At 29.3% G+C, this 5,387-nt stretch carries 6 protein-coding genes; all 6 read right to left on the reverse strand.

The genetic code is table 11. The annotated features are described in order from the left end of the window. Nucleotides 1–178 precede the first annotated feature (178 nt). Complete coding sequence (locus F6U93_RS01815) at nt 179–1,228, reverse strand: hypothetical protein (protein WP_150936283.1); 1,050 nt, start codon at nt 1,226–1,228, stop codon at nt 179–181. A gap of 225 nt (nt 1,229–1,453) precedes the next feature. Next, the gene (locus F6U93_RS01820; protein ID WP_150936285.1) at nt 1,454–1,936 is read right to left on the reverse strand and encodes a hypothetical protein; all 483 of its coding nucleotides are present in this window, start codon (nt 1,934–1,936) and stop codon (nt 1,454–1,456) included. 719 nt (nt 1,937–2,655) lie between these two features. Beyond that, nucleotides 2,656–3,126: a hypothetical protein gene (locus tag F6U93_RS01825; protein ID WP_150936287.1), complete on the reverse strand. Its 471-nt coding sequence runs from the start codon at nt 3,124–3,126 to the stop codon at nt 2,656–2,658. A 53-nt stretch (nt 3,127–3,179) separates the two neighbouring features. Continuing rightward, nucleotides 3,180–4,085 (reverse strand): IS3 family transposase, encoded by a 906-nt coding sequence (locus F6U93_RS01830; protein ID WP_150936289.1) that lies wholly within the window; start codon nt 4,083–4,085, stop codon nt 3,180–3,182. Continuing rightward, the gene (locus tag F6U93_RS01835) at nt 4,031–4,402 is read right to left on the reverse strand and encodes a transposase (RefSeq protein ID WP_150936291.1); all 372 of its coding nucleotides are present in this window, start codon (nt 4,400–4,402) and stop codon (nt 4,031–4,033) included. The genes F6U93_RS01830 and F6U93_RS01835 overlap by 55 nt, the downstream gene beginning before the upstream one ends. Before the next feature lie 186 nt (nt 4,403–4,588). Then, a complete protein-coding gene (locus F6U93_RS01840) occupies nt 4,589–5,239 on the reverse strand; it encodes a hypothetical protein (RefSeq protein WP_150936293.1) in 651 nt (216 codons plus the stop codon). Between the last annotated feature and the right edge of the window lie 148 nt (nt 5,240–5,387).

The raw sequence follows: 5,387 nt of genomic DNA on the forward strand, positions 1-5,387 counted from the left end.
TTTCAATTTGGAAATTAGTGTTTTTTCGTATTGTGCCTAACTTGTTTGTATATGGTTTGTTGCGTGGTTTAAGCAACTAATTTAGCAAATAAAAACCGAATAGAAAATCCGCGAGGATTTTCGTAAGCAGGCTAGAAACCAGCAATAAATTATATACGGTGTTAGCATAAGTACTTTTTTAGTTGTTCAATTTTTCAATTTTAGATAATTTCAATTTAGTGTCATTTTCAGAGTTTAAAATCTCATTTTCGATTGACTTTTTGTTATTTATTCTTTCTTGAATGTTATTTTTAAAACTATCAATTTTTTCATTTAGTTGACCAATTTGGTTATTTACACTTTTTAACTCATCTTGTTTTTTTAGAATTTCTGATTCTATCGAAGAAACAACATTTAATTGTTCCACTTTTATATTTTCAACATTTTCAATTTCTGCTTCCTTTTCATTGATTTCTATATCAATTTTTGAAATATTAGTTTTCTTAATGTCTATTTTTGAAGAGTTTTCATCAATTTGATTTCGGAAATTTTCTGTCAAAACAATTCTTGTGGCTGCAAAATATTTAAAGACTAAAGTACTTCTGGTTGTATCTCCTATTGCAAAAGCTTTTATTCCATTCCAAGAAGCTTTTAATAAGTCAAAAGCCTCATCCCAACTTTTAACATTTTTAAAACTTCTATATACCAAAACACCCATTACTAAAAAACCTACTGGTCCAATAACAAACGAAATAACGGAAGACATCCCTGTATAAAAAGCAAAAGGTAATGTGATACCTAAAACTGAAGTTATCGCTCCTAAAGTTGATGAAGCTAACAGGTAAATTCCAAATCCTGAAAGTTGAGCTGCTCCAAGTGCCGAAATTCCGCTCAAAGATTTTATTTGGCTTTTATCTAAACCAGCTTTTTCTAATTCTTTATAAATATTGTTTTTTTCCTCTTCTGTTAATTTTTCAAATTCTTGTTGGAAAAGTTTTAAGTATAATTCTTTTTCTGCATTTGCAATTCCTAATGAAAAGTCAATTTTTTCATTATTAGCAGATGCTATTTTTTCAACGAATTGACTATAATTTAAAGGTGTTTGCCATAATCCGCCAACTGGAAGCAAAATCTTACTTAACTTCTCAATAACTAATTTATTCTCATTACTTTTAAGTCCTAAAATTTTTACAATAGGTGCTTTTTGTTCTATTGTCATTTCAGATAAAAGTGTTTCAATATGTTTCATTCAGAGGTTTTTTTGTATTTATGCTAACGTTCTCGGCTATGGTTAGTACGGGACTTAAAAGTATTGAACTTTCGTTTAAGCACTTAGCCAAATCTTTTTGTTTTGTTTTATCTTTTTTGTTCTAAAGCCAAATCAAAAGATTTGGCGGTGTTGGCGGATATTCGAGCTTTATATCTTAAACACCAAAACCCGTATTAATTATAGCCATTGTTAGCCACTTTTAATTTATTTAGGAGAATACTTTACAAATTTCAAATTAAAGGACTCTGCTATTTTTTCTGCTTCAATTGTAGCTTTATTTAGTTCTGAAAAATCAATAATTTTTAACTTTTCTCTGTGATTTTCGCTCAACAAAGAGATTCGGTAAACTTTGTACTTGTCTGTAAAATTTAGACCTGAAATACTTTCTCCTCGGCTTGTCAGGTTTAAGTGTAATAATGTAATAAATGGATAATTATCGACTAACTGCCATTTTCCTATTTTTATATTAAAAAGTCCAATATAATTCTTTATTTGGTTTTTGTTAAAATCAAGTAATATTCCAGTTTTAGTGAAAATTATAGGTATTGAAACTAGTAAAATCACAACACCTAAGATAGAGGTTTTATTAAAACTGCAAATAAAAATAATACCACTTATAAATAGAGTTATACCAGGAATGCGAAACATAAGAGGGAATAATGGTTTTATTTTATAATCAGTTTTCATTATGTAATTCAGAGGAGTGTAATTTTGGATGTGAGTGATAATTGTGGCTAACGGTTTGTATATGCTTTGTTGCGTATTTAATCACCTAATTTAGCAAATAAAAACCGAATAGAATATTCCGCAGGAATATTCGTAAGCAGGCTAGAACCAGCAATAAAGCATATACCTTGTTGTAAACAGTGCATTATTATCAGTTTTGATGTTTAAACGCTTTGAAGCGTCTTGATTTAGCATCTTTTTTGCGTTTTACTATTATTAGAAACCCTTTTATTAAACTCTTTTTTAACCGCTATATTTTCACGAACAAATTTGCCGTCCAGATTTTTAGTCCGCCGCAACAGTTGCGATAGATTGGTGTCCGAAGCCGTCTGAGTGAACAGTTTTGAGTGTTATATTTTTTAGAGTGTTATTTTGAGGATTTTTAACTTTTATTAAGCAAAGATTTATCGTCGAGAGAATCCGTCCGAACCGCAACAGTTGCGTAACGTTGATGTCCGAAATCGGCTGAGTGAGCTAGTCCGATTGCGCTTTGCTCTTAAGTGTCTGTTAAAGTAATTTTAAGCGTTTAGAATGGCGTTGAGAGTTGATTTGAGGCGGAGTGGGGCATTGTTTACAACGGTTTTGTGTATGATTAGTGGCGTGTTTAAGCATTTAATTTAGCAAATAAAAACCGAATAGAAAATCCGCGAGGATTTTCGTAAGCAAGCTTGAACTAGCCATTAATTATACACGTTGTTGTAAGCAGTTTTTATTCCGTTTTTTATATAAATCATAATTCCATTTACAATTAAAGGAATTGAAATTATCGCAATAAAATATTTTAAATTTTCAGCATTTCCGTATTCTATTCCGATAATAAAGTTTCCAATTGTCCAAAATATCGAACTTATAGAAAAAATAGTCAACACTTTTTTCAAATTCCGCTGTAATCTTTCCACATTTTCAATTTCATATTCTCTAAAATCTAATTCAGCATTATGTTCTAATCCACTTGCGTAAATTGAGTAAAAAATAAACGAAAATCCGAAAGCAAAAATCAATATTATAAATCCGATTTTAAATATTGAATTCAATTCCGCAATTGATTTTATATATTCAAATGATTTTCCGAAAAACAACATCACGATAAAAACAAGGATTGCAATTATCCAACTTTTATATTCATTTCGGATGTAGTTTTTAATGTTCATTCGTTTCTCTCAAATGTCTAGTCCTGAAATATGGCTACAGGTTAAAATTGTTTTTAAGCTGATAATTGATATACCATATTAGGTGTTTTATAATCTAAAGATAAATGTAATCTTACTTCATTGTATAGATTAATTGCATTTTTTGTAGCTCGCTTTGCGTGTGCTACGTTATTAAAGGTTTGATCAAGATAAAATTCATCTTTTAAGATGCCATTTACACGTTCTGCCATTGCATTTTCGTAACAATGGTTTTCTTGTGTCATGCTAATATCTATCTTCTTTCTTTTTAGTATTTGTGTATACACATTGCTACAGTATTGTATGCCTCTATCAGAATGATGTATTAATCCAGACACGTTTTTAACTTTATAAATAGCCTTGTTAAGCGCTCTTACGCATCCTTTAAGTTTTAAACTATCACTTAGGTCGTAACCTACTATTTTTCTAGAATACATATCTGTTGTAAGAGCCAGGTAACAAAAGCCTTTTAGGGTTCTGATATATGTAATATCGGATACCCAAACTTGATTAGGTTTTGTGACTTCAAGATCTTTTATAATGTTATTATATTTATAAAAACGATGATGAGAGTTTGTTGTTCTAGAACTATATTTTTTTCTTAAAGTGAGCATGTTTTGAGATCTTAATACGTTGAATAGCTTGTCTCTACCGACTTTAATGTTAAGTTTGCTAAAATCATTATCTAATGATTTTATAAGTTTTCGGACACCTTCTCTAGGAAGGGATTTGCGTCTTTTCTTGACTATATTAATAATCTGTTGTTCCTGAATAAAACGTTTATCAGCTCTGTTTTTAAATTTATAATAGGCATCTCGTTTTAGACCAAAACAACTGGTTATAGTTGATAAAGAAGCAAATCCCTTAGCTTTATCTTTAGCTTTAATTAAGGCTTGGTATTGAGTTTTTTTTTGAGTTGTTGGACATTTTTGTATCCTAATTTCTCAGCCGCTACTTCTAGGTAAGATTCCTCCACCATAGCATCAAGATCCTTTTTAAGCAGTAGCTTTTTAAGTTGTTCTACTTCTTTTTGTAACGTTTTGATTCTTGTAATTTCGTCTTTTGTTTCCACTTTTACTCTGGTGTTCATTAAGTCTTTACGTTCGTACTTTTTAATCCATTCATTAACGGTTGTAGGCGCGATAGAATAGAGTTTACACAGATCACTCTTGGTGTACTTTCCTGTTGTAAGTTCGGCTAAAATTTTCAATTTAAAAGGTTCACTGTACCTTCTAATTACTTTGTCATTTTTGTACATAATGTTTAAAATTATGTAGCCTTATTTCAGGACGGGTCAAAATTGCTTACAACGGTCTAGTATAAGAATAGTAGCGGATTTTCTCATACTAATTTTTCGGTTAAACACAGACCTTTTTTATATTTACTTAATTTTATTTTAACGATAAAACCGCTATTATTTTTATACATTGTTGGCAATAGTATTTTATTTTTTAATTTTCGTTATTTTTCCATTTTTCACAATCATATAATCCCAAATACCTGTTTTTATTTTTCCATCATTTGGTATTTTATTATCTATTTTTATAAAATCTCCAATTTCATAACCAACTTTTTTATTAGTATAAATTTTAAATTCTCCTGAATAACCTATAAATTTTACAATACGTTTTTTATCATTAATTTCATTAGAAACATTTTCTTCTAAATGTTTAGGAATAGAAATATCATGTTGTTGATCAATATATCTTTCATTTAGAAAATATAAAATTTTATCAAGGGACTTCAATTCTTTTTCAAACCATTGCTCATTAACAAGCAGTGCATATTCTTTTTTACCATCAACTTTTAACGCAAGAACATAATCATCTATAAATCCATGTTTAAAAAGAAAAGAGCCATCTTTTCGGTCAATTAAAAGCGAATTATTCCCTAAATACTCCCAATTACCTTTCTCAATTTCTCCATCATTGGAAATTAGTAATTGGTTGTCTTTTTCTCTAAAAATGAAAACAGATTTTCTTGAGGTATCCTCATCTAAAATTACCCAATGCTTATTTAATAAAATAGTCAAATTATCTAATTTTTGACTAAATCTTTGAATTTTTGGAATTATGTCAAGTATGTAGGTTTTCATTTTTCTATATTATTGCCAACGGTTATGTATATGGCTCGTAGCGTGCAAATTAGAAAATTATTTTCGGATTAAGCACAAGCCAGATTTTTAAATTTTACTATTTATCATTTTTATTGGAAATCGTCAAATTTAAAAATTTGGCGACTTT

Source organism: Pseudotamlana haliotis (genome assembly GCF_008806375.1).
GTDB classification, from domain to species: Bacteria; Bacteroidota; Bacteroidia; order Flavobacteriales; family Flavobacteriaceae; genus Pseudotamlana; species Pseudotamlana haliotis.